This is a genomic window from Bradyrhizobium sp. AUGA SZCCT0169 (assembly GCF_018130085.1).
GTDB lineage: Bacteria > Pseudomonadota > Alphaproteobacteria > Rhizobiales > Xanthobacteraceae > Bradyrhizobium.
In genome coordinates this window covers 66,370-87,012 of record NZ_JAFCMC010000008.1, presented here as the reverse complement: position 1 = coordinate 87,012, position 20,643 = coordinate 66,370, and the positions used below count along the sequence as shown (strand labels likewise).

The 20,643-nt window shown below is 62.1% G+C and carries 16 protein-coding genes; 3 read left to right on the top strand and 13 right to left on the bottom strand.

Features of this window, described 5'->3' with window-relative positions; all coding sequences use genetic code 11:
- The first annotated feature begins 42 nt into the window (after window positions 1-42).
- Entirely contained in the window at window positions 43-447 is a 405-nt protein-coding gene (locus JQ609_RS12235; protein WP_212273608.1) for a GFA family protein, read from the top strand.
- Between the two features lie 31 nt (window positions 448-478).
- Here the strand turns inward: JQ609_RS12235 and JQ609_RS12230 are convergent, their stop codons facing one another.
- The 10 genes from JQ609_RS12230 to JQ609_RS12185 all read right to left on the bottom strand — a co-directional run bounded on the left by JQ609_RS12230 (window position 479) and on the right by JQ609_RS12185 (window position 11,864).
- The gene (locus tag JQ609_RS12230) at window positions 479-1,381 is read right to left on the bottom strand and encodes an alpha/beta fold hydrolase (RefSeq protein WP_212273607.1); all 903 of its coding nucleotides are present in this window, start codon (window positions 1,379-1,381) and stop codon (window positions 479-481) included.
- Window positions 1,378-3,000 (bottom strand): GMC family oxidoreductase, encoded by a 1,623-nt coding sequence (locus JQ609_RS12225; RefSeq protein ID WP_212273606.1) that lies wholly within the window; start codon window positions 2,998-3,000, stop codon window positions 1,378-1,380. Before JQ609_RS12225 ends, JQ609_RS12230 begins: the two co-directional genes overlap by 4 nt.
- Before the next feature lie 165 nt (window positions 3,001-3,165).
- Complete coding sequence (locus tag JQ609_RS12220) at window positions 3,166-4,905, bottom strand: nitrilase-related carbon-nitrogen hydrolase (RefSeq protein WP_212273605.1); 1,740 nt, start codon at window positions 4,903-4,905, stop codon at window positions 3,166-3,168.
- A gap of 49 nt (window positions 4,906-4,954) precedes the next feature.
- Entirely contained in the window at window positions 4,955-5,650 is a 696-nt protein-coding gene (gene urtE / locus JQ609_RS12215) for an urea ABC transporter ATP-binding subunit UrtE (RefSeq protein WP_212205227.1), read from the bottom strand.
- Entirely contained in the window at window positions 5,650-6,399 is a 750-nt protein-coding gene (gene urtD / locus JQ609_RS12210) for an urea ABC transporter ATP-binding protein UrtD (protein ID WP_212273604.1), read from the bottom strand. Before urtD ends, urtE begins: the two co-directional genes overlap by 1 nt.
- 5 nt (window positions 6,400-6,404) lie before the next feature.
- Entirely contained in the window at window positions 6,405-7,562 is a 1,158-nt protein-coding gene (urtC, locus tag JQ609_RS12205) for an urea ABC transporter permease subunit UrtC (protein WP_212205231.1), read from the bottom strand.
- 4 nt (window positions 7,563-7,566) lie between these two features.
- The gene (gene urtB, locus JQ609_RS12200) at window positions 7,567-8,460 is read right to left on the bottom strand and encodes an urea ABC transporter permease subunit UrtB (protein WP_212205233.1); all 894 of its coding nucleotides are present in this window, start codon (window positions 8,458-8,460) and stop codon (window positions 7,567-7,569) included.
- A gap of 112 nt (window positions 8,461-8,572) precedes the next feature.
- Window positions 8,573-9,820, bottom strand: coding sequence for a transporter substrate-binding domain-containing protein (locus JQ609_RS12195; RefSeq protein WP_212205235.1), 1,248 nt, complete (start codon window positions 9,818-9,820; stop codon window positions 8,573-8,575).
- A 274-nt stretch (window positions 9,821-10,094) separates the two neighbouring features.
- Window positions 10,095-10,703 carry an ANTAR domain-containing protein gene (locus JQ609_RS12190; RefSeq protein ID WP_212273603.1) on the bottom strand — a complete coding sequence of 203 codons (609 nt, stop codon included), beginning with the start codon at window positions 10,701-10,703 and terminating at the stop codon, window positions 10,095-10,097.
- Between the two features lie 12 nt (window positions 10,704-10,715).
- Window positions 10,716-11,864 carry a transporter substrate-binding domain-containing protein gene (locus JQ609_RS12185; protein ID WP_212205245.1) on the bottom strand — a complete coding sequence of 383 codons (1,149 nt, stop codon included), beginning with the start codon at window positions 11,862-11,864 and terminating at the stop codon, window positions 10,716-10,718.
- Between the two features lie 227 nt (window positions 11,865-12,091).
- Here JQ609_RS12185 and JQ609_RS12180 point away from each other — a divergent pair, with 227 nt between their 5' ends.
- Together JQ609_RS12180 and JQ609_RS12175 are read left to right on the top strand one after the other, a co-directional pair.
- Complete coding sequence (locus JQ609_RS12180) at window positions 12,092-13,264, top strand: M20 aminoacylase family protein (protein ID WP_212273602.1); 1,173 nt, start codon at window positions 12,092-12,094, stop codon at window positions 13,262-13,264.
- A 224-nt stretch (window positions 13,265-13,488) separates the two neighbouring features.
- Window positions 13,489-14,661 carry a M20 aminoacylase family protein gene (locus JQ609_RS12175; protein ID WP_212273601.1) on the top strand — a complete coding sequence of 391 codons (1,173 nt, stop codon included), beginning with the start codon at window positions 13,489-13,491 and terminating at the stop codon, window positions 14,659-14,661.
- A gap of 734 nt (window positions 14,662-15,395) precedes the next feature.
- Here JQ609_RS12175 and JQ609_RS12170 read toward each other — a convergent pair.
- The 3 genes from JQ609_RS12170 to JQ609_RS12160 form a co-directional block, all read right to left on the bottom strand.
- Entirely contained in the window at window positions 15,396-17,018 is a 1,623-nt protein-coding gene (locus JQ609_RS12170; protein WP_212273600.1) for an inorganic phosphate transporter, read from the bottom strand.
- Window positions 17,019-17,835: 817 nt separating this feature from the next.
- Complete coding sequence (locus tag JQ609_RS12165) at window positions 17,836-19,272, bottom strand: UdgX family uracil-DNA binding protein (protein ID WP_212273599.1); 1,437 nt, start codon at window positions 19,270-19,272, stop codon at window positions 17,836-17,838.
- A 115-nt stretch (window positions 19,273-19,387) separates the two neighbouring features.
- A complete protein-coding gene (locus JQ609_RS12160; protein ID WP_212273598.1) occupies window positions 19,388-20,638 on the bottom strand; it encodes a putative DNA modification/repair radical SAM protein in 1,251 nt (416 codons plus the stop codon).
- Window positions 20,639-20,643 lie beyond the last annotated feature (5 nt).

The following is a 20,643-nucleotide window of genomic DNA, read 5'->3' as shown; positions in this document are numbered from 1 at the left end:
GCCATAGTATTCTCATCGCGGCAAATCACCAGGAGACGACCGATGCGCATTACCGGCGGCTGTCATTGCGGCGCGATCCGCTATCAGGTGGAAGGCGACCTGATCGTGCATGCGTTGTGCCATTGCGCGGATTGCCGGCGGCACGCCGGCGCGCCGATGGTCGGCTGGGCAATGTACGCCGAAGACGCGGTCAAGGTGACGCAGGGTGAACCCAAGGTCTACGCGTCTTCCGAACACGGCAGGCGGCATTTTTGCGCCAATTGCGGCACCGGGCTGTTCTACGTCAATGCGAACCTGCTGCCCGGGATCATCGACGTGCAAAGCGGCACCTATGACGATCCGGATGCCGTTCCTGTCATGGCGCACATCCAGGTCGCCGAGCGTATCGGCTGGATGGAGAAGGCGCACGAACTGCCATCGTTCGAACGATATCCTCCGCAGGCCTAGAGGCGGACAAGCGACAGGTTGCGGTCGCCCGCTACCCGTCTTGTCCTTCGAAGGCCGACAATGCCCGGAGCACGAGTTCGGGCGCTTCCTGCGCCACGCTGTGACCGGCGCCGTCGAACGTCCATTGGCTTGCGGCGGGAAGCAGCGCGAGCGCGCGTGACGCCATCTCCCGGTAGATGGACCAGGACTGCTCGGTGACGGCCACGCGCACCGGGCATTCGATCTCGGACAGCCACGCGAACGGATTGCCGCGCGCATCGCCCGCGTAAACCTGCTCCATCGCTTCCATGATCGGAAGCAGCACGGCTGATTCAATTTCAGGCGTGCAAAGCAGCCGGACCCGGCCATTGTCTTGCTGTGCGAAGCCGTGCTGGATGTAGGCCCGCAGCGAATTCTCCGTCCATTTTGCAAAGGCCGGCGCGGCACGGTAACGCGCGAATGCGGCGTCCGCGCTTTCGAACTCGGCTTGCCGACGCAGCGCGCCGTGCACGGCGCTTTTGCCGAAATCGCTCAAGCCATCCGGTCGAGCCGCCCGCGGATCCATCACCGTCGGCTCCATCACGAACAGCCGTGCAAAGCGCGCAGGCATCAGTTTCGCCGCCAAGAGCAGATCGGTCGCGCCGGCGCTGTGTCCGATGCCGTAGATATCGGTGAGGTCGAGCGCCTCGACGACCCGGCACACATCCTCGGCAAAATCCTGGAAGTGATAGCGGTTGGCCGCAGGCTTGTGGCTGTCGCCATGGCCGCGGCGGTCGAGCGCATAGACGGTGTAGTCCTGCGCGAGTTCGCGGGCGACGTCGTCCCAGACCTCGGCGACGAAGCCGGTGCCGTGCAATAGAAGCGCAGGCGGCTTACCCCGATCCTCCGCACCCCATCGCGCCAGCGCGATGCGCGACTCAATACCGCCGACCGAAATCCGAACCGGGCTCGTCAAGCGCGCGCATCCTGCAAAATCATCGTCGCCCCCTTTTCCGCGATCATCGCCGTCGGCGTATTCGTATTGCCTGACGTGATCGTCGGCATCACCGAGGCGTCGGCGACGCGCAAGGCGGCGATGCCGTGAAAGCGCAGGCGTTCGTCGACGACGGAACTGGCATCGGAAGCCGAGCCCATCTTCGCGGTGCCGACGGGATGGAAGATCGTGGTGCCGATATCGCCGGCGGCCTTTGCCAACGCCGCATCGTCGTCGCCGACGCTGGGGCCGGGCAGATATTCCTGCGGCTTGAACCGCGCCAGCGCCTGCTGCTTCATCAGCCGCCGCGTGGTGCGGATGGCGTCGGCGGCGACCTGCCGGTCTTCATCGGTCGACAGATAGTTCGGCGCGATCGCGGGCGCCTTGTCGGCTTCTGCGGTGCGGATGCGCACGGTGCCGCGCGAGGTCGGCCGCAGATTGCAGGCGCTGACTGTGATGGCGGGGAAGCGGTGCAGCGGATCGCCGAATTTATCGAGCGACAGCGGCTGCACGTGGAACTGTATGTTGGCGCGCTCGCGATGCGGATCGGAGCGCGTGAAGATGCCGAGCTGCGACGGCGCCATGGTCAACGGACCGCGGCGGCGGAACGCGTAATCGAGCCCCATCATGCCGCGCCGGAACAGATTGTAATAGGTCTCGTTCAGGGTACGGACGCCCTCGACCTTGTAGATCGCGCGCTGCTGCAGATGGTCCTGCAGGTTGCGGCCGACGCCCTGACGATCGAGCGTGACGTCGATGCCAAGCGGCGACAGCCAGTCGGCGGGGCCAATGCCGGAACGGTGCAACACCTGCGTCGATCCGATGGAGCCTGCGCAGAGAATGACTTCGCCCTTGGTGCGGGCTTCGACGATCTCGTTGCCCCGATAGAAGCGCACGCCGACGGCGCGGCCGTTCTCGACAATCAGCCGGTCGACCAGCACGTTCTTTTCCAGCCGCAGATTCTGGCGGTTCAAGACGGGTTTCAGAAAGCCCCGCGCCGAAGACCAGCGGCGGCCGCGCTTCTGGTTGACGTGGAAATAGCTGATGCCTTCATTGTCACCGGTGTTGAAATCGGGGATGCGGCGGATGCCCATCTGTTCGGCGGCGTCGCCGACCGCATCCAGCACTGCCCAGGACAGCCGCGGCGCTTCGATGCGCCAGCCGCCGCCCGCGCCATGATGTTCGCTCTTGCCGAGGAAATGATCTTCGAGCGCCAGGAAGTGCGGCAGCACGTCGTCATAGCCCCAGCCGGTGAGGCCGAGCTGGCGCCAGTGATCGTAATCGGCGGCCTGGCCCCGCATCGAGATCATGGCGTTGATCGCCGACGAGCCGCCGATCACCTTGCCGCGGGGATAGGCCAGCGCGCGGCCGTTGAGGCCAGGCTCCGGCTCGGTCTTGAACATCCAGTCGGAGCGGGGATTGCCGATCGCAAAGAGGTAGCCGACCGGAATGTGAAACCAGATCCAGTTGTCGTTGCCGCCGGCCTCCAGGATCAGCACGCGATTGCCGGGATCGGCCGACAGCCGGTTGGCCATGATGCAGCCGGCCGTGCCCGCGCCGACGACGATATAGTCGAAATCACCTTCAAGCCGCTTCATCATTGTTACCGCGCGACCCGCAACGCACGCAACGCCCGGGTCGAATTCGATCTGCAGGATTGGCCGCGCGTCACGTCCAGTGAACGGCGGTACCGTCGCGGACGATCAATAAACGAATCCGGGCAAAAGCGAACCCTTTCGTTTCGGCAGCGGGCGATTTCCGCCGCTCTATTGATGCCATTTCACCAAAGCGGGGTAATGGTGCGGCAGGCGCATCATCACGAGATCCTTTCGGCGAACGATGTTCGTCGGGTAGGGCGTATCGAGGTTCGTCGTATCGACGCTTGCCGCTGCAAATCCCTCATCGTCGAGGATGGCAGACTCCTGGCGTGGAAATGCAAACGCATCCGGGCCGAATACCGCGCTTTTTCCCAGGTAACCGCGATCGGGGTCGTAGACGTTCGCAAATGCAAAATAGACGTTGCTTTCGCCGCCGCGCACGCGAAAGGCGTGCCAATGGTGGGGATCGGCGCCGGTCGGGATCGGGTAGTTGTGGCGTATGCTGGTCCCCTCGTGCGCTCCGGTAAATTGGCCGGCAATGGCGGCCGGGCAAGCGACGAGGTCGCAGCCGAGCAGCGAGAGCGAACGCACCGCCTCGGGGAAAAGAGCATCGTGCCCGATCAGCAAGCCGACCCTTCCGATCGGAAGGTCGAACACCTTCCAGTCCGAGCCGGCGCTGGCCCAGGCCTTGTCGCGCGCATTCAGGTGAATCTTCCGGTAGCTGCCGACCAGCCCTTCGGGGCCGGCCAGAACGGCGGTGTTGAACAATCCTTCAGCGGCTCGCTCCGCGAAACCGGCGATGATGTGCACCCGCAACCGTGCCGCGAGGCGAACCAGACGCGTGACCGCCTGATCCTTGATGTCAAGCGCGCGGTGACCGGGTGCGCCGATCCCGGTCATCGACAATTCGGGGAATACAATGAGGTCAGGCTTTTCCTGAGCGACGGCCTCCCTGGCCAAAGCTTCGATGCGCGCAAGATTCTGCTCGACGTCGTCGGTCGGCGTAAATTGGACGACAGCGGCGCGCGATAATTGCCCGGGAGGCAGCGGCTGGTAGCCGTAGAGCTTGAAGAAGTCGCGCGGATTCCAGGTGAAGCTGTTGGTCATTAGGTTGGCATAAAGTTCGGGACGGCGGTCCTCGAAGATCGCTTCTGACAAAACCTGCCGCTTGCGCGCCCTGGTGAGATCAATCTCGCCGTGCACGATACCGTCGCCGCTATCCAGCACCGCCTGAACATTGCCGTCCGGTTCGATGATGCAGCTTCCGCCGCTGAATTGCACCGTGCGTTCGAGGCCCCAGCGGTTGCTCTCGATGACATAGCAGCCGTTTTCGAACGCGCGGTTGATCCAGTAAGGCGCCGGCGCCCGTTCCTGTAACCAGTTGCTGATGTGGCAGATCACATCGGCTCCAGCCAGCGCTTCCAGCCGCGCGGTCTCGAAGAAATGCAGGTCCATGCAGACCAGCAGCGCAATGCGTCCGATCTCGGTGTCGAACACGATGTGCGCGATGTCTCCCGACGCGGCCCATTTCGGTTCGGAAATATACGGATGCGACTTGCGGTGCTTGCCGACAACGCCTGACGGACCGATCAGAACTGCTGTGTTGTAGTAGAGGTCCGTGGAGGCATCGACCTCGGGCATGCCGACGACGATGTAGCAGCCGAATTGCTTTGCCAGCGAATGAAATACGTCGGTGGTCGGGCCGGGTACGGTTTCCACGAAAGGCTTCACTTCCGCCCGGTCATACCAGCAATAGCCGGTGGTTCCCATTTCGGGGGTGACGATCAGGCGCGCGCCTGCCGCCGCGGCTTCGCTCGTCATCTCCAGCAAGCGCCGGATGTTGCGCTGCTTTTCAAACATCGTCGGCTCGAACTGGATAGACGCCGCCTTGAAACGCTCTGATGCCATTGCCTTACCTCTGTCACGCCGCCACGGCGGATACCGAAACTTCCAGGATTCAAATCGCCATTCTCAGGTGCACAAGCTCTTCGGTGAGCTGCGATACCGGACCCTCCGCCACCACGCGTCCCTTTTCCATCATCGCGAACTGGTGCGACGCCCGGCGAACGAATTCGATGTTTTGCTCGACCAGCACGATGGTGAGGCCGATCTCGCGATTGAGGCGAATAATCGTCTGCTCGATTTCCTCGACGATCGACGGCTGGATTCCTTCATTGGGTTCATCAAGCAGAAGCACATCCGGTTCCGAGGCCAGCGCCCGGGCGATGGCCAGTTGCTGCTGCTGTCCGCCGGACAGCACGCCGCCTAGCCGGTCCATGTTCTGCAGCAGATACGGAAACAACTCGCCGACCAGCGCGGGAATGACGCGTCTGCCGTTGGTCCTGGCGAAGGTTCCGAGCAGGATATTTTCACGAATGGTGAAGTCCGGAATGATTTCGCGGCCCTGCGGCACATAGGCGAGGCCGGCGCGGGCGCGGCGGAAGGTCGGCTCATGGGTGATGTTCGTTCCGTCCAGCTCGATCTTTCCCGCGGTCTTGTCCGTCATGCCCATCAGGGTTTTCAGCAGCGTCGTTTTGCCAACGCCGTTGCGGCCGAGCACCGTGGTGATCCGCCCCTTGTCGAAGCTGAGCGTGACGTCATGCAGAACGTGGCTGCGCCCGTAGAAGCTGTGAAGGTTCGACAGGCTCAGCATCAGGAAATACTCCGCGATCCCAAATACGCCCGCCTGACGGCCTGGTCCGTTTCAATCGATGCAATGTCCCCTTCCGCCAGCACCTCGCCGAGATGCAGCACGGTGATGCGTTCCGCAATCTCGCGCACGAACGCCATGTCGTGTTCGACGACGAGCAGGGTGTGCCGGCCACGCATGCTGTTGATGATGGTTGCGGTCTTCCGGGTTTCGGCCGCCGTCATGCCCGCCGTCGGCTCGTCGAGCAGGATGACTTTCGGGTCCTGAAGCATCAGCAGGCCGAGCTCGAGCCATTGGGTTTGACCATGGCTCAGATAAGCGGCCGTCACGTCGGCCTTGTCCCGGAGATCGACGATGGCGAGCACCTCTTCGATCCTTGCGAGGGCATGCCTGGAAAAACCGAATCCGAGGTTCGCGAACACCGAGGGATTGCGGCAAGAGGCGACCTCGAAATTCTGACGGACGGTGAGTTCGCGGAACACGCTGGGAATCTGGAATTTCCTGCCGATCCCGGCCCGGGCAATCCGGTGCTCCTGCCAGTTCGTGATCTCGGTGTCGTGAAGGTGAATGTGTCCGCTGGTGCTGTGCGTGCGGCCGGAAATCAGGTCCATCAGCGTCGTCTTGCCGGCGCCGTTGGCGCCGAGCAAGACGCGCAATTCTCCCTCGGCAATCGTCATGGTGACGTTGTTGACGGCTTTGACGCTGCCAAAGCTGACTTCAAGCCCGTTGATCGTGAGCGCGGTGGCTGCCATGGCACTCACCCGCGCTCTGCAACGGCGTCGCGGCTCTCCGCCACCACCAGCCCTTCATCGGGGACGACCTCCGCGTTACGTGCCCGCCAGCGGTCGAGAAGATCGTGCGCAAATCCGCCAAGGCCCCGCGGCAGGTATAGCACCACGAGGACGAAGATCAGCCCGACCACCGCCTTCCAGACCTCCACCAACGCCTTGGTCTCGCTGACCTTGGCCTCGATCATGTTGATGAGGATGGCGCCAACGCAGGCCCCGAGGATCGAGGATCGTCCGCCCACCGCAGCCCACACCACCATCGTGATCGAGAACGACAGGTCCATGAAGGTCGGGGAGGCGAACTCCGACACCATCACATAGAGCATTCCCGCGAAGCCGCAGATCGCCGCCGACACCACGAAAAAGAAGATCTGGTAGCTCGGAACGTCCAGCCCGAGATAGCGCGCGCGGGTCTCGTCATCCCGCGTCGCCTGCAGGATCAGGCCGGCGCGTGTGCTGACCAGCAAACGCGCACCGACGAGAACCAGCGACAGCGCGATGGCGACCAGATAGTACGTCGCACGGCTGTAGGGGTCGAACTGAAACGCCCCGATCGTCAGCCAGGCGAGGTCGGTCAGTCCGTTGAAGCCGTTGGTCAGCGGCTGCGCATCGATGACGAGCAGGCGTATCAGCAACACCAGCGCCAGGGTGATGATCGAAACGAAGACGCCGGAAATTCTGTTACGGAACACGATCATTCCGGTGATGGTGGCAATCGCCACCGGCAACACGATGCCCATGGCCACGCCAAACCACTGGCTTTGAAACGGAAGCCAGATGAAAGAGCCCTTGTTGATGCAGCACAGTTGCGTCAGCGCGCCGGGCTCGGCGTTCCAGAGCATGAAGTCGGGGACCGGCTTGTCGGATCCCTGTTGCAGGCTGGTCGGGCTGGCAAGCTTCAGCGACATCGCCAGCATGTAGGCGCCGGCGCCGAAAAACAGTCCCTGACCCAGATTGAGGATGCCGGCGTAACCCCATGACAGCGCGACGGCGACGCCGAGCATGCCGAACACGAGGTATTTTGCGATCCGGTTCAGCCAGAACTCGTCCAGCATCAGCGGCGCCACCAGAATGGCGGCGACGAAGATCCCATAGAGCAGGAAATCGTATCTTTGCCTCGATGCCATGACTCTAGCGGCCCCTGAACGAGAAAAGGCCCTTGGGCTTCACGACAATGATGAGAATGACCACGCCGAATATCACGGCGCGGGCGATGGTGTCGTTCTTGAGCGCGGCCACCACGCTGTTGATCTCGCCGAGCAGTCCGGCTGACAGCACCGATCCCAAGAGACTTCCAACGCCGCCGACCACGACGACCAGGAAGCCATCGACCACCATGGGCGTGCCCATGTCGGGGAATACCGTCTTGAAACCCGACATCATGACGCCGGCTATTCCGGCGAGGCCCGAGCCAAAGGCGAAGGTGAGCGCATTGACGCGTGCGACATCGACGCCGCAGGCCGCCGCCATTTTCGGGTTCCGGATGATGGCGCGGACCTGCATTCCGATTGAGGTCCGCTGCAACAGAAGCCAGGTTACGGCCGCAAGGGCGGCGGTGACGACGATGATGAAGGCGCGATAGGTATTGATTTCCACTCCAGCCAAATGAAACGTGCCCTGCAGGGCTGCCGGCACCGGCACGTTCTGAAGGCCGGGCCCCAGGCCCTCGACGTGAATGCCGAAGAACGACAGGCCGAATTCAAGCCTGATCGCCTGCTGGATCAGGATGGCGACGCCCCATGTCGCCAGCAACGTATCCAAGAGCCTGCCATAGAGCCGGCGGACGATGACGCGCTCGATGACCAGGCCGACGATCGCGGTGACGACGAAGGCGATCGGAATGGCCATCACGATGTTGGCGTCCAGCCAGATGCGCGACAGTACGGCGGTGTAGGCGCCGAGCATCACCATCTCGCCATGAGCCATGTTGATGACGCCCATCGCGCCATAGGTGATCGCAAGTCCGAGCGCCACCAGCAGCAGGATCGAGCTCAGGCTGAGGCCGATAAACATCGTGTCTATCATGTCGTGTCTACTTTCGAGGGAGCCGGACCGTGCACTGAACATCTTCCAGCCAGGGCGCGTTGGGGTGGGAGGTGCGCCCCGGCTGGAATGTCTTTCGATGTGGCCGGGCTTGCTATTTCAGCTTGGCGGTTTCCAGCCCCTTCGCCGTGCAGAACAGATCGCTTTCAGTCTCGCCATAAGCCGAATAGGCGAGCGGCTTGATCGGCTCCGGCCAGGCGTCGACCACCTTGCTTTGGCCGTCCGGCTGCCACTGGCCGACCCGCGGCGTCAGCCAGCAATGCAGATTGTCGGCGTCGATTTTGACCTTGCCGCCCGGCGCGTCGTAGGTCTGGCCGCGGATGCCATCGCGAATGCCGTCCGCGGTAACCTGTCCCGACTTCTCGATCGCCTGCTTCCAGAGGAAAACCTGGAAATAGGCCGCCTCCAGCGAGTGGTAGGTCACCGCTTTCGGATCCTTGGTGAACTTTCTGAAGTCGTCGATGAACTTCTTGTTGGCCGGCGTGTCGATCGACATGAAATAGGGGAACGACGTGTAGCTGCCGGCGGCGTATTCGGGGCCCATCGCCGCGATCTCGATTTCGGAAGTGACCGTCGCGCAGATCGGGATCGTCGCCTGCGAGAGCCCTTGATTCTTGAACTCCCGGTAGAACGCGATGATGGAATCGCCGACCACGTTGGAAAGCACGACGTCCGCGCCCGAATCCTTGATCTTCTTGACCATGCTCGCCCATTCGGAATGGCCGAGTTCGAGATACTCGTCGCCGGTCCATTGCGCGCCGGCGGCCTCGATCAGCTTCTTGCTGACTTTCGCCATCTCGCGCGGATAGACGTAGTCCGATCCGACGATGAAGAATTTCTTCTTGCCGAGCGTCTTGGCGATCCACGGAATATACTTCCCGAGCTGCTGGTTCGGGACCGCGCCGGAATAGACGACATTGCGCGAACACTCGAACCCCTCGTAGTGGGTCTGGTAGACCAGCATGGCGTTGCGCCGTTCGAAGATCGGCAGCACCGCCTTGCGGCTGGCCGAGGTGTGGCATCCGAACACGGTTGCCACGCGATCCTGAATGACGAGCTTGGAAGCTTTTTCGTTGAAGGTTTTTGGGTCGGACGCGCCGTCCTCGACGATGACTTCGACCTTCCGGCCGAGCACGCCACCTGCCGCATTGATCTCGGATACGGCCATCTGCACCGCGCTCGCCAGCAGCTTCTCGACGATCGACAGGCCGCCGGTCTGTGAGTAGAGCGCGCCGACCTTGATCGGGTCGGCTGCAAAGGCCTGCCGGATGACGGAAGGCGATGCGATCGCTGCCGAAGTGATCGCCGCCGTCTTTAAAAAGTCACGTCTGTTGAAGGACATCTTGTTCCCCTGGTTTGTGCAAAGCTTCGGGCACTGCTGAAAAGACTCAGCGTGATGACTGGTTTGGGAAGACGCTGACGTCTCTGTCAGCCGGCAACAAAAAACCCGCAGGACCGGGTCAACGGTCTGCGGGCAACTCTGCCACCTGCGGTTCGGAGAACATTCCGCCGCTACGTCAAGACGTGGCCTCGTTGTGAGGGGACGTCCTGACGGCGCCCATGAGGGGCACTATCAACGTCAATATGCTAATCTGCTCTCGCAATCATTTGCAAGCCTAATCTGCTTGCGCTCTGCTGCGTAAAATATCTTCCGACCTGATGATCAGATTGGCAACCTCGTCTACTGGCACGCGGCTCGCCATCGCTCGATTTCGTATCTCGTGATAGGCCTCAGCCTCGCTGAGCCTGCTGCTCGACATCAGGATCGCTTTTGCCTTTGCCATTCTTTGATCGCCAAGCAGCCGGCGCTTGTACTTGCGCGCTTGCTTGCTGAGCGCCTGTTGCTGCAGCCAGAGATTTCGCGCGATCGCCAGGTTTGTCAGCAGCCCGAACGGTTTCAGCGGCCGTTCGATGACGGCCAGTGCGCCGCTTTCGAGAACGATCTGCAGCGTCGATGGATTTTCGTATGAGACGATCGCCAGGATGGTCGGCGCCGGCTGCGCGATGGATTTGAGCAGCCGTTCGGTTTCGGGGCGCGTCTCGTCGTCGATTGAAAGAAACAGCACATCCGTATGCGCAGGCAGTTCGATGGGGACGGGCCAGCGGCAATTCACCGTGCATCCGATCCGCCGCAGATGATCGACCAGAAACTCTCCCTCAGTGTCCAAAGGGTGAATGACGAGAACGTTGAGGTCCCGCAGATCTTTCAACAGCGCGACGGACACTTGAACGGCTCCCTACATTCGCACGGGCTGCGGCACGGGTTCGGATGAACCCAGCCGATGCTCCAGCATGAAGGGGTCGGGCTGAACCCGGGCCGTGGGTTCGTGCACGATTTCGTATTCGCCACGCGCATTGACCTTGGCAACGCGGGGCCACAGATGCGTATGGTTGTTGCGCCGTTCGATCTTCACATTTCCTTGCGGGGCCTCGAATTCCACCTCATAGAGCGCCGGCAGCAGTTCGCTGTAGCGATCGCTGCCCGCCCGTTCCAGCGCGGCGGCATAGAGGAAGACCTGAAAATACGCGGCTTCCGCCGGCGCAGTCACCGGCGTATCCGGTCCGCAGGCCTCGCGGCAAGCCCGGACGAATGCCTGCGCCTGCGCACTGCCGAGCGTCGAGAAGAACGGCGCGGCGGTGATATGCCCGCGGATCACCTCCGGCGCCATCTGGACGAGATCGGCCTCGCTGGTTGACAGGCTTGCGACCGGCGTTTTGGACATGTCGAGGCCGGACTGAACCAGCGCGTTGAAGCACGGAATGATGCCCGCGCCGACGATGGTCGAATAGATGACATCCGGCTGGCTGGCTTTGACGCGCTGGATGATCTTTTCGATATGAAGCGGCGTTAATTCCAGCGGCACGTAAAGCTCGTCAAGGACCTCGCCGCCGGCCTGAAGAAACAGATCGGCAATGATGCGATTTGATTCGTAAGGGTAAACGTAGTTCGAGCCGACCAGGAAGACCCGGCGGCCGTAATTGTTGGTGAGATAGTCGACAAGCTGGACCGAGTTCTGGTTGGGAGAGGCCCCGGTGTAAATGCAATTGCGCGAATATTCGAAGCCTTCATACAGCGTGGGATAGAACAGCAGGGCGCCTCGCGCTTCAATGACGGGGAGCGCCGCCTTGCGCGTGCTGGACATATGGCAGCCGAAGATCATGCGGACATGATCTTCATCGCACAGCCTGACGGCCAGCTCGCGGTATTGCTGCGGGATCGAGCCGGGGTCGTAGCAGATCGGCTCGATCGGCTTGCCGCGCACGCCGCCGGCGGCATTGATCTGCTGGATTGCCAGCAGGGTCGCCGCGCGTTGCGTTCTCTCGATCGCAGCGGTGACGCCGGTTTCGGAAAACAAAACGCCTACTCGCCAGCTGCCTGCGTCCATTGCCATCCGTCCAAAAAACAAAAAGCTCCCGCCCGTTGCCGGTCGAGAGCTACCCTGCTCATGAGGTACGGCCAAACCTGCCGTTACGACGGCCAGTCATGCCGTCGCGAGGAGCTTAGCGAGTTCAGGTCGGGCTGGCAACGCCAGTTTGCCGAGGGGATGTTTGGGTGGTTCGCCTCTTGCATGCTACAGAGCCACAAGCGTTCAACCAGAAAACGATCAGTTCCATGCCCATTGTCAACCGCGTCGCCGATCTGCAACCCGATATCCAGGCCTGGCGTCGCGATATCCATCAACACCCGGAGCTGTTGTACGAGGTGCACCGCACGGCGGCGCTGGTGGCGGACCGGTTGCGGGAATTCGGTTGCGACGAGGTGGTCACCGGTCTTGGCCGCACCGGCGTGGTCGGCGTCATCAAGGGCAACAGGCCCGCCGGCAAGGGTGAGGTGAAGGTGATCGGGCTGCGCGCCGACATGGATGCGCTGCCGATCGAGGAAGCGACCAACCTGCCTTATGCTTCGAAGAATCCGGGCCTGATGCACGCCTGCGGCCATGACGGCCACACTGCCATGCTGCTCGGGGCGGCGCGCTATCTCGCCGAGACACGCAATTTCGCCGGCGATGCTGTCGTGATCTTCCAGCCGGCGGAAGAGGGCGGCGCGGGGGCCGTCGCGATGATCGAGGACGGGCTGATGGACCGTTTCGGCATCGAGCAGGTCTACGGCATGCACAACGGGCCGGGCATTCCGGTCGGCAGCTTCGCCATTCGCCCCGGTCCAATCATGGCCGGAGGTGACGCCGTCTTCGTCCGGATCGAGGGGCGCGGCGGGCATGCCGCGCGTCCGCACAAATGCATCGATTCCGTGCTGGTCGGCGCGCAGCTGATCAATGCGCTGCAGTCGATCGTGTCGCGCAGCGTCGATCCCCTGGAGTCGGCGGTGATTTCGATCTGCGAGTTCCACGCCGGCCATGCCCGCAACGTGATCCCGCAAACCGCTGAACTGGCAGGCACCGTTCGTACCCTGAACGCTGAAGTGCGGAAACTGGTGGAAAAGCGTGTGCGCGAGGTCGTCGCCGGCGTAGCGCAGGTCACGGGGGCGAAGATCGACCTGACCTACAACCGCGGCTACCCGGTGACGGTCAATCATGTCCCGCAGACCGACGTCGCCGTCCGGGCCGCCCGGGAAATTGCCGGCGACGCCAACGTGAACGAGATGCCGCCGCTGATGGCCGGCGAGGATTTCGCCTTCATGCTGGAACAGCGGCCAGGTGCGCTGATCTTCTGCGGCAACGGCGACAGCGCGGGGCTGCATCACCCCGAATACAATTTCAACGACGAGGCCCTCGTATTCGGCACGTCATACTGGATCAAGCTGGTCGAGAACACGCTGGCGGCGTGAGGCCCGCTCCCTCTGGTGCTTCTGTTTCCGAGCTGCACCGCCACAATGGCGGCCATGCCTGAAGACTGCCGGCACGAACAGCGTTGTGGTCGGCAAGCCCGGCCCCGACCGGACCCCCTTGGCAAGCGCTCCGGATGGATAGGGCCTCTGCGGCAGAGGGGTGGGTGGAGCACGTCTTGCATGCTAGACAGGCAAGCGTTCAACCCGGAAGCAGAGAATTTGCAATGCCCATTGTCAATCGTGTCGCCGACCTTCAACCCGATATTCAGGCCTGGCGCCGCGATATCCATCAACACCCCGAATTGCAGTATGACGTGCACCGCACTGCGGCATTCGTGGCGGACCGGTTGCGCGAATTCGGCTGCGACGAGGTCGCGACCGGCCTCGGCCGTACCGGCGTGGTCGGCGTCATCAAGGGCAAGAAGCCGGCCGGCAAGGGCGACATCAAAGTGATCGGGCTGCGCGCCGACATGGACGCGCTGCCGATCGAGGAGGCGACCAACCTGCCTTATGCCTCCAGGAATCCCGGCAAGATGCATGCCTGCGGCCATGACGGCCACACCGCGATGCTGTTAGGGGCCGCCCGCTATCTCGCCGAGACCCGCAATTTCGCCGGGGATGCGGTCGTGATCTTCCAGCCGGCCGAAGAGGGTGGCGCGGGCGCCGACGCGATGATCAGGGACGGCCTGATGGACCGTTTCGGCATCGAGCAGGTCTATGGCATGCACAATGGTCCGGGCATTCCGGTCGGCAGCTTCGCCATTCGCACCGGCCCGATCATGGCGGCGACCGATGAACTCGACATCAAGATCACCGGCCTTGGCGGCCATGCGGCACGACCGCATATCTGCATCGATTCCGTGCTGGTCGGCGCGCAGGTGGTCACCGCGCTGCAGTCGATCGTGTCGCGCAGCATCGATCCGCTGGAGTCGGCGGTGATTTCGGTCTGCGAATTCCAGGCTGGCCACGCCCGCAACGTGATCCCGCAAACCGCCGAATTGCGCGGCACGATCAGGACGTTGACTCCGGAAGTTCGTGCATTGGTCGAAAAGCGCGTGCACGAAGTGGTCGCTGGCGTGGCGCAGATCACCGGCGCCAAGATCGACCTCACCTACAAGCGTGGTTATCCCGTGACGGTGAACCATGCTTCGCAAACCGAGTTCGCCACGCGGATCGCGAGGGAGATCGCGGGCGAGGCCAATGTGCATGAGACCCCGCCGCTGATGGGCGCGGAGGACTTTTCCTACATGCTGGAAGCGCGGCCGGGCGCGTTCATCTTCTGCGGCAATGGCGATACCGCGGGCCTGCATCACCCCGAATACAATTTCAACGACGAGGCGATCGTCCACGGCACGTCGTACTGGATCAAGCTGGTGGAGAACGCGATGCCGGCGTGACGGCCAACGGCTTGATGATGTTTCGCAAGAACTTGAGAGAACGCCTGCATGTCCATGCAGGCGTTTTGTTTTTTGGCGAAATGATTGAGGGGAGACGAAGGAGATACTGGTTCGCGTGAAACATGACGCGGTATGAAATCGCGAGCTTCGGTTCAGCTTGAACCGATCATGCCCGAATTTCCTTACGCGTTGGTTTAGCGGCTGAAGTGGATTGGTCCGGCGCCGGATTGCCCGCCAGCCCCTTCGGGAAATTGGGCTTTCTAGGGACCGACGGTTCTGCACTTGATCGTTTGAGTTTCGGCGCTGCTGGAATTCGCAGGCCGAAACCCCCGGCCATGCTGTGGCAGCCCGTAGGGCTGGAAAACCAATCCTCCGGAGCGCATAATTGAAGGATACTTCAAAAGGCTCCCGGTATGACGAACTACCCCAGAGGGATGTTTCTCTACGATGAGAAGCTCGTCATGGTGCGCTACGAAAGGAGCTCCATGATCCTGCCCAAGGATCAATATGAGGAGCGGTCTTACTTGCCCAAGATCGTCGATCTGCCGAGTCGGAACGATTGGCTAAAGCAATTTGGCCCAGATGGTGAATACACTGACTCCCAAGCGGAGTAATAGGCGCCATTCTTCAAACTGACCTGGATTTTGCAGCACGCAAAAAAAGCCCGCGCCGGAGGCGCGGGCTTTTCTATTGCGTTGCAGCGGAAAAACAGGCCGCTGACGTCTCTCGTGTCGTCAGAAAATATACGAGAACAGCACGTAGAGGCTGGCCGACAGCATGATCGCGGCCGGCAGCGTCAGCACCCAGGCCATCAGTAGGTTGCGGATGGTGGCTAGCTGCAGGCCGGAACCGTTAGCCGCCATTGTTCCGGCGACACCCGACGACAGCACGTGGGTGGTCGAGACCGGCAGGCCGAAGATGTCGGCGGCGCCGATGGTGCCGGCGGCAACGAGTTCGGCGGAGGCGCCCTGCGCGTAGGTCAGGTGGGTCTTGCCGATCTTTTCGCCGACGGTGATGACGATGCGCTTCCAGCCGATCATGGTGCCGAGGCCGAGCGCGATCGCGACCGCGATCTTGACCCAGGTCGGGATGAACTTGGTGGCGCTGTCGAGCGAGGCCTTGTAGGCGTTGAGGGTGGCGACCTCTTCCTTCTTGAGGTCGTTTTCCTTGTCCTTCATCAAAAAGCGGATCGCTTCCGAGGTCAGGTACATGTCGTTACGGGTGTTGCCGACGGCTTCAGCCGGCACCTTGTTGAGCGAGCCGTATTTCTGCACCTGGTCGCCGACATCCTTCACCAGCGCGGCCAGCGACGGGTAAGTGCCTTCGCTGATCTTGCGTGCGGCGACATATTGCGTCACCGCCGGGCGGGGATCGCCGATGATGCTGTGGCCGGCGCCCTTGGCGGCGATCACCTTCGAGGCCGCCTCGGAGGTCTTCTGGAACTGGACGATCTGCGATTCCGGCAGCGCGCGGTTCAGCGCGTAGGCGGTCGGCACGGTGCCGATCAGGATCAGCATGATCAGGCCCATGCCCTTCTGGCCGTCGTTCGAGCCATGCGCGAAGCTGACGCCGGTACAGGTGGCGATCAGGATGCTGCGGATCCACAGCGGCGGCGGCTTGTTGCCTTCGGGTGCCGAATAGAGCGCGGGGTTGCGCACGATGAACTTCAGGACCAGGAGCAGGATGGCGGCCATGCAGAAACCGAACAGCGGCGACAGCAGCAGCGCGTAACCGATTTCGGTGGCCTTGGTCCAGTCGACGCCCGAGGTGCCGTCGCGGCCGCGCATGACAGCGTTGGCGATGCCGACGCCGATGATCGAACCGATCAGGGTATGCGAAGAGGAAGCCGGCAGGCCCAGCCACCAGGTGCCGAGGTTCCACACGATCGCGGCGATCAAGAGCGCGAACACCATCGCAAAGCCGGCGCTGCTTCCAACCTGGAGGATCAGTTCGACCGGCAGCAGCGAGACGATGCCGAACGCGACCGCGCCCGAGGACAGCAGCACGCCGAGGAAGTTGAAGAAGCCCGACCACATGACAGCGAATTCGGCCGGCAGCGAGTGGGTGTAGATCACGGTCGCGACCGCATTGGCGGTGTCATGGAAGCCGTTGACGAATTCGAAACCGAGCGCGATCAAGAGCGCGATCAGCAGCAGAATGTAGGGCAGGTAGGTCGTCACGTTGGCGCCGGTGGCTTCGACGTCGACATAGATGCTGTAGACCACGAACAAGAACCCGGCAGCGAGAATGCCGAAGAACAGGATCATCGTGAGCGGATTGAAACCCTTGTCGAGATTGGGCCTCGAAGCCGGCTGGATCGGTGCCCCCATCGATGAATTGAGCGTCATATCGGTCATGGCAAAACCCCCTGAAATACTAACGGCGGTTAACCTTTGACCGATGGAGTTGAAGGTTAGATGACAGGATGTCGCAGGGCTTATGGCTTGGCGCGATGCAGCGTTGCGCTGATGCGCGTGTCACAGGCGCGTTGCCCATTCCCTTCTCAGCATGGACATCAGGCGCATCGACCGGAACGTTCCGTCGGGGTCCCGGTGCAAATCGCGAACCACGCCTTCCTCGATAAACCCGGTTTTGAGGTACGTCCGGTAGGCCCGTTCATTCTCAACGAATACAACGAGTTCGACGCGATGTCAGCGGCGTGCTGTTCGGCGTCCCATCGGCCGACCAGGCGCACATAGCCTTCCACGCGTTCGATGCGCATGATGGCGGGGAGTGTCGGATTTACGCGCGGCTTGAATCTGCATGGCGGCAGTTTGGCGTTGCCGCGCCTGCCGGGCAATGCTCAAGGCGAGAAGCTGCGAGCAGGGTCGATCGCCGCAAGAGATGATGGCCAAGATGATGGCAAAGACAGGTCGCGCGCTGCACGGCACCGGGGCTAGAGGAAACCGCACAGCGCGCCGACCCCATGGGAACGTCATGGCGTGAACAGGACGCCCCAACCCCTCCCCAAGAGAATGAGATAGTATCATCGATCAATTGAAGGTTGTACATTTATTTGTCAGTATTCGAGGGGGCGGTAACGGGAATTTGCGGTTCCCCTATAGCCAGTTCCGATTGAATCGGAACTGGCTATAGATTCTCGGTTTGACGCGTTTTCTTGACGCGAACCGGTATCCACTTCGCTGGAAAACCCTTTGGAATGTGCGGGAAAATTCAGGCAGCGTGCGCCGATTTTCGCAGCAAGGCTGCCGCGATTTTGAGATCGGCCACGAAGCGCTGATACTCCCGCGCCTTGGCGTCGGCGTCCGGCAGCCGCAGCAAATAGGACGGGTGCACGGTGACAAGCGCCGTCGTGCCGTCCTCGAGATCAATCAGGCGTCCACGGCTTTTGTTGATCGGCGTGATTTTGCCGAACACGCTCTGCGCCGCGGTAGCACCCATCGCCACCACCAAGGCAGGCTTGATGGCGGCGCGTTCGCGTTCGTACCATTGCCGGCAAGCTTTGATCTCGGGCGTGTTCGGCTTCTGGTGCAGGCGGATTTTTCCGCGCGGCACAAACTTGAAATGCTTCACGGCATTGGTGACGTAGACCTTTGCGCGGTCGATGCCGGCCTCATCCAGCGCCCGGTCCAGCATCTGGCCGGCCGGGCCGACGAACGGCTTGCCCGCGAGATCTTCCTTGTCGCCGGGCTGTTCGCCGACCAGCATGACCTGGGCGGCTTGTGGGCCTTCGCCGAACACGGTTTGTGTGGCGTCCTTCCAGAGCGGGCAGGCGCGGCAATCGGCGGCTTCTTCCCGCAGGGTTTCGATGTCATCGGCAGCCTGTTTGCGTTTCATCGGCGGTTCCTGCCGCTTCTGCGATTTATGCGGTTCGCTCGCCGCCTGCGCGATCATGGCGCTGGCGGTGCGTTCGGCATTTGCGATCAGAGGCTTAATCAACGAGGCCTCCGGCAGGTTCCGCCAATATCGCTTCGGCATTTCGGCCTGCATGGCCTTCACCTTCAGCCGGGCGGGATTGAAGATGCTGGCGTAGTAACGCCGCCAGGTTTCCTCGAGCCGATCTTCGGTCGGCGCCTCGGCCTTGGCTACCCCCGGCGTGATCGAGACGGCATGGCCGTCCCAATGCCCGCAGACGTCAGGCGTCAGGATCGACCAGGGCATGTCGGCAAAGCGGCGGGCGAAGAACGGCGCTGCCAGTTCGACGATATGATGCTCCGGCTCGAACCAGGCGACGAAATGCGATTTCTGTTCGCGGCCGATTTCGCGGAAGCGGACGAAGGCGTGCATCTTGTGCTCGTCGCGATGCACGGCCTTCGCCATCGCGCTAACGCGTGCTACATCCGGATCGGTCGCGACGACAAGCAGGTCATGGTTGCCGCGCAGCCGCCACAGCAGGCGATAGAGGATGGCAAAGCGTTCGCTATGGCGATGAAGGATCGCGACTTTCGCCAGCTCGACGAATTTGGCCGGGACGTTGAAAGTCGCATTTGGCGGGTCGGGGAGTGGGGTGGTCGATTCAAACAATCCAGGCGCGTCGCCTTGCACACGCCATGTCACGTCGGCCGGGCTTACCTCATTCAGCACCAGTGTTCGCGCCGCTTTGCGCCAGCCGTCAAAATCGGTTTCGTGCTCGAGGGTGATGGTGTGCATTAAATGCCGCCTGTCTCCTTCGTCATGCCCGGGCTTGTCCCGGGCATCCACGTCTTCCCTCGGTGCGGAGGAAAAGACGTGGATGGCCGGGACAAGCCCGGCCATGACGGTGTGTTTAGAATCCAAACCCCAATTGCGTCGCCTTCGGCCTGAAGCGCTCCGCCAGCTTCGCTCCGTCGAGCAGATGAGGCTGCGGGCGGTGATCACTGAGAACGATGAATGGCAGCGCCTTGTTCTTCGGGATGTGCAGCCGGGCGAGATCGGCCGCACGGATGGAAGTGACGCGGCGCGTGGCGATGATGCGGTCGACGGCCTTGCGGCCGAAGCCGGGCACCCGCAGCAGGTCCTCGCGGCTGGCCCGGTTCACATCGAGCGGAAAGCGCTCGCGGTGCCGCAATGCCCAGGCGAGTTTCGGATCGATATCGAGCGGCAGCATGCCGGCGCTTTCATCAACGATCTCGCCGACATCGAAGCCATAAAACCGCATCAACCAGTCGGCCTGATAAAGCCGGTGCTCCCTGACCAGCGGCGGAGCCGCCAGCGGCAACGCGCGGCTGGCATCCGGGATCGGGCTGAAGGCGGAATAATAGACGCGCTTGAGTTTGTAGGAGCCATAGAGATTGGCGCTGGTATGGAGAATGGTTTTGTCGTCGGCCGCATCCGCGCCGATGATCATCTGCGTGCTCTGCCCGGCCGGCGCGAAGCGCGGCGGCTTTGCCTTTGTTATGGTCTTGTCGTTGCTGCTGTTATTTTCTTGCGCCTCATCGAGCTTGAGCCGCAGCCGGCCCATGGTGCGGCGGATCGCGCGCACGTCCTTTTCCGGCGCGAGTTTGGCAAGGCTGGCTTCCTCGGGCACTTCGATGTTGATGCTGAGCCGGTCGGCATATCTGCCGGCCTCGGTGATCAGCGCATCATCGGCTTCCGGAATGGTTTTCAGATGGATGTAGCCGCGGAAGAGATGCTCCTCGCGCAGTTTTCGCGCGACGGACACCACTTGCTCCATGGTGTAGTCGGCACTGCGGATGATGCCGGAGGAGAGAAACAGGCCCTCGATGTAATTGCGTCGATAGAAGTCGATCGTCAGCTTCACGACTTCATCGACGGTGAAGCGCGCGCGCGGCACGTTCGAAGAGGTGCGGTTGACGCAATAAAGGCAATCGTAGTTGCAGGCATTGGTGAGCAGGACTTTGAGCAGCGAGATGCAGCGTCCATCCGGCGCGTAGGAATGGCAGATCCCCATGCCGGGCGAGGTCGAGCCGAGGCCCTTGCCGTCGCTGGAATCCCGCTTCTCGGTGCCGCTGGAGGCGCAGGAGGCGTCGTATTTGGCGGCATCAGCCAGGATTTCCAGCTTGCGTTGCACGTCCATCATTG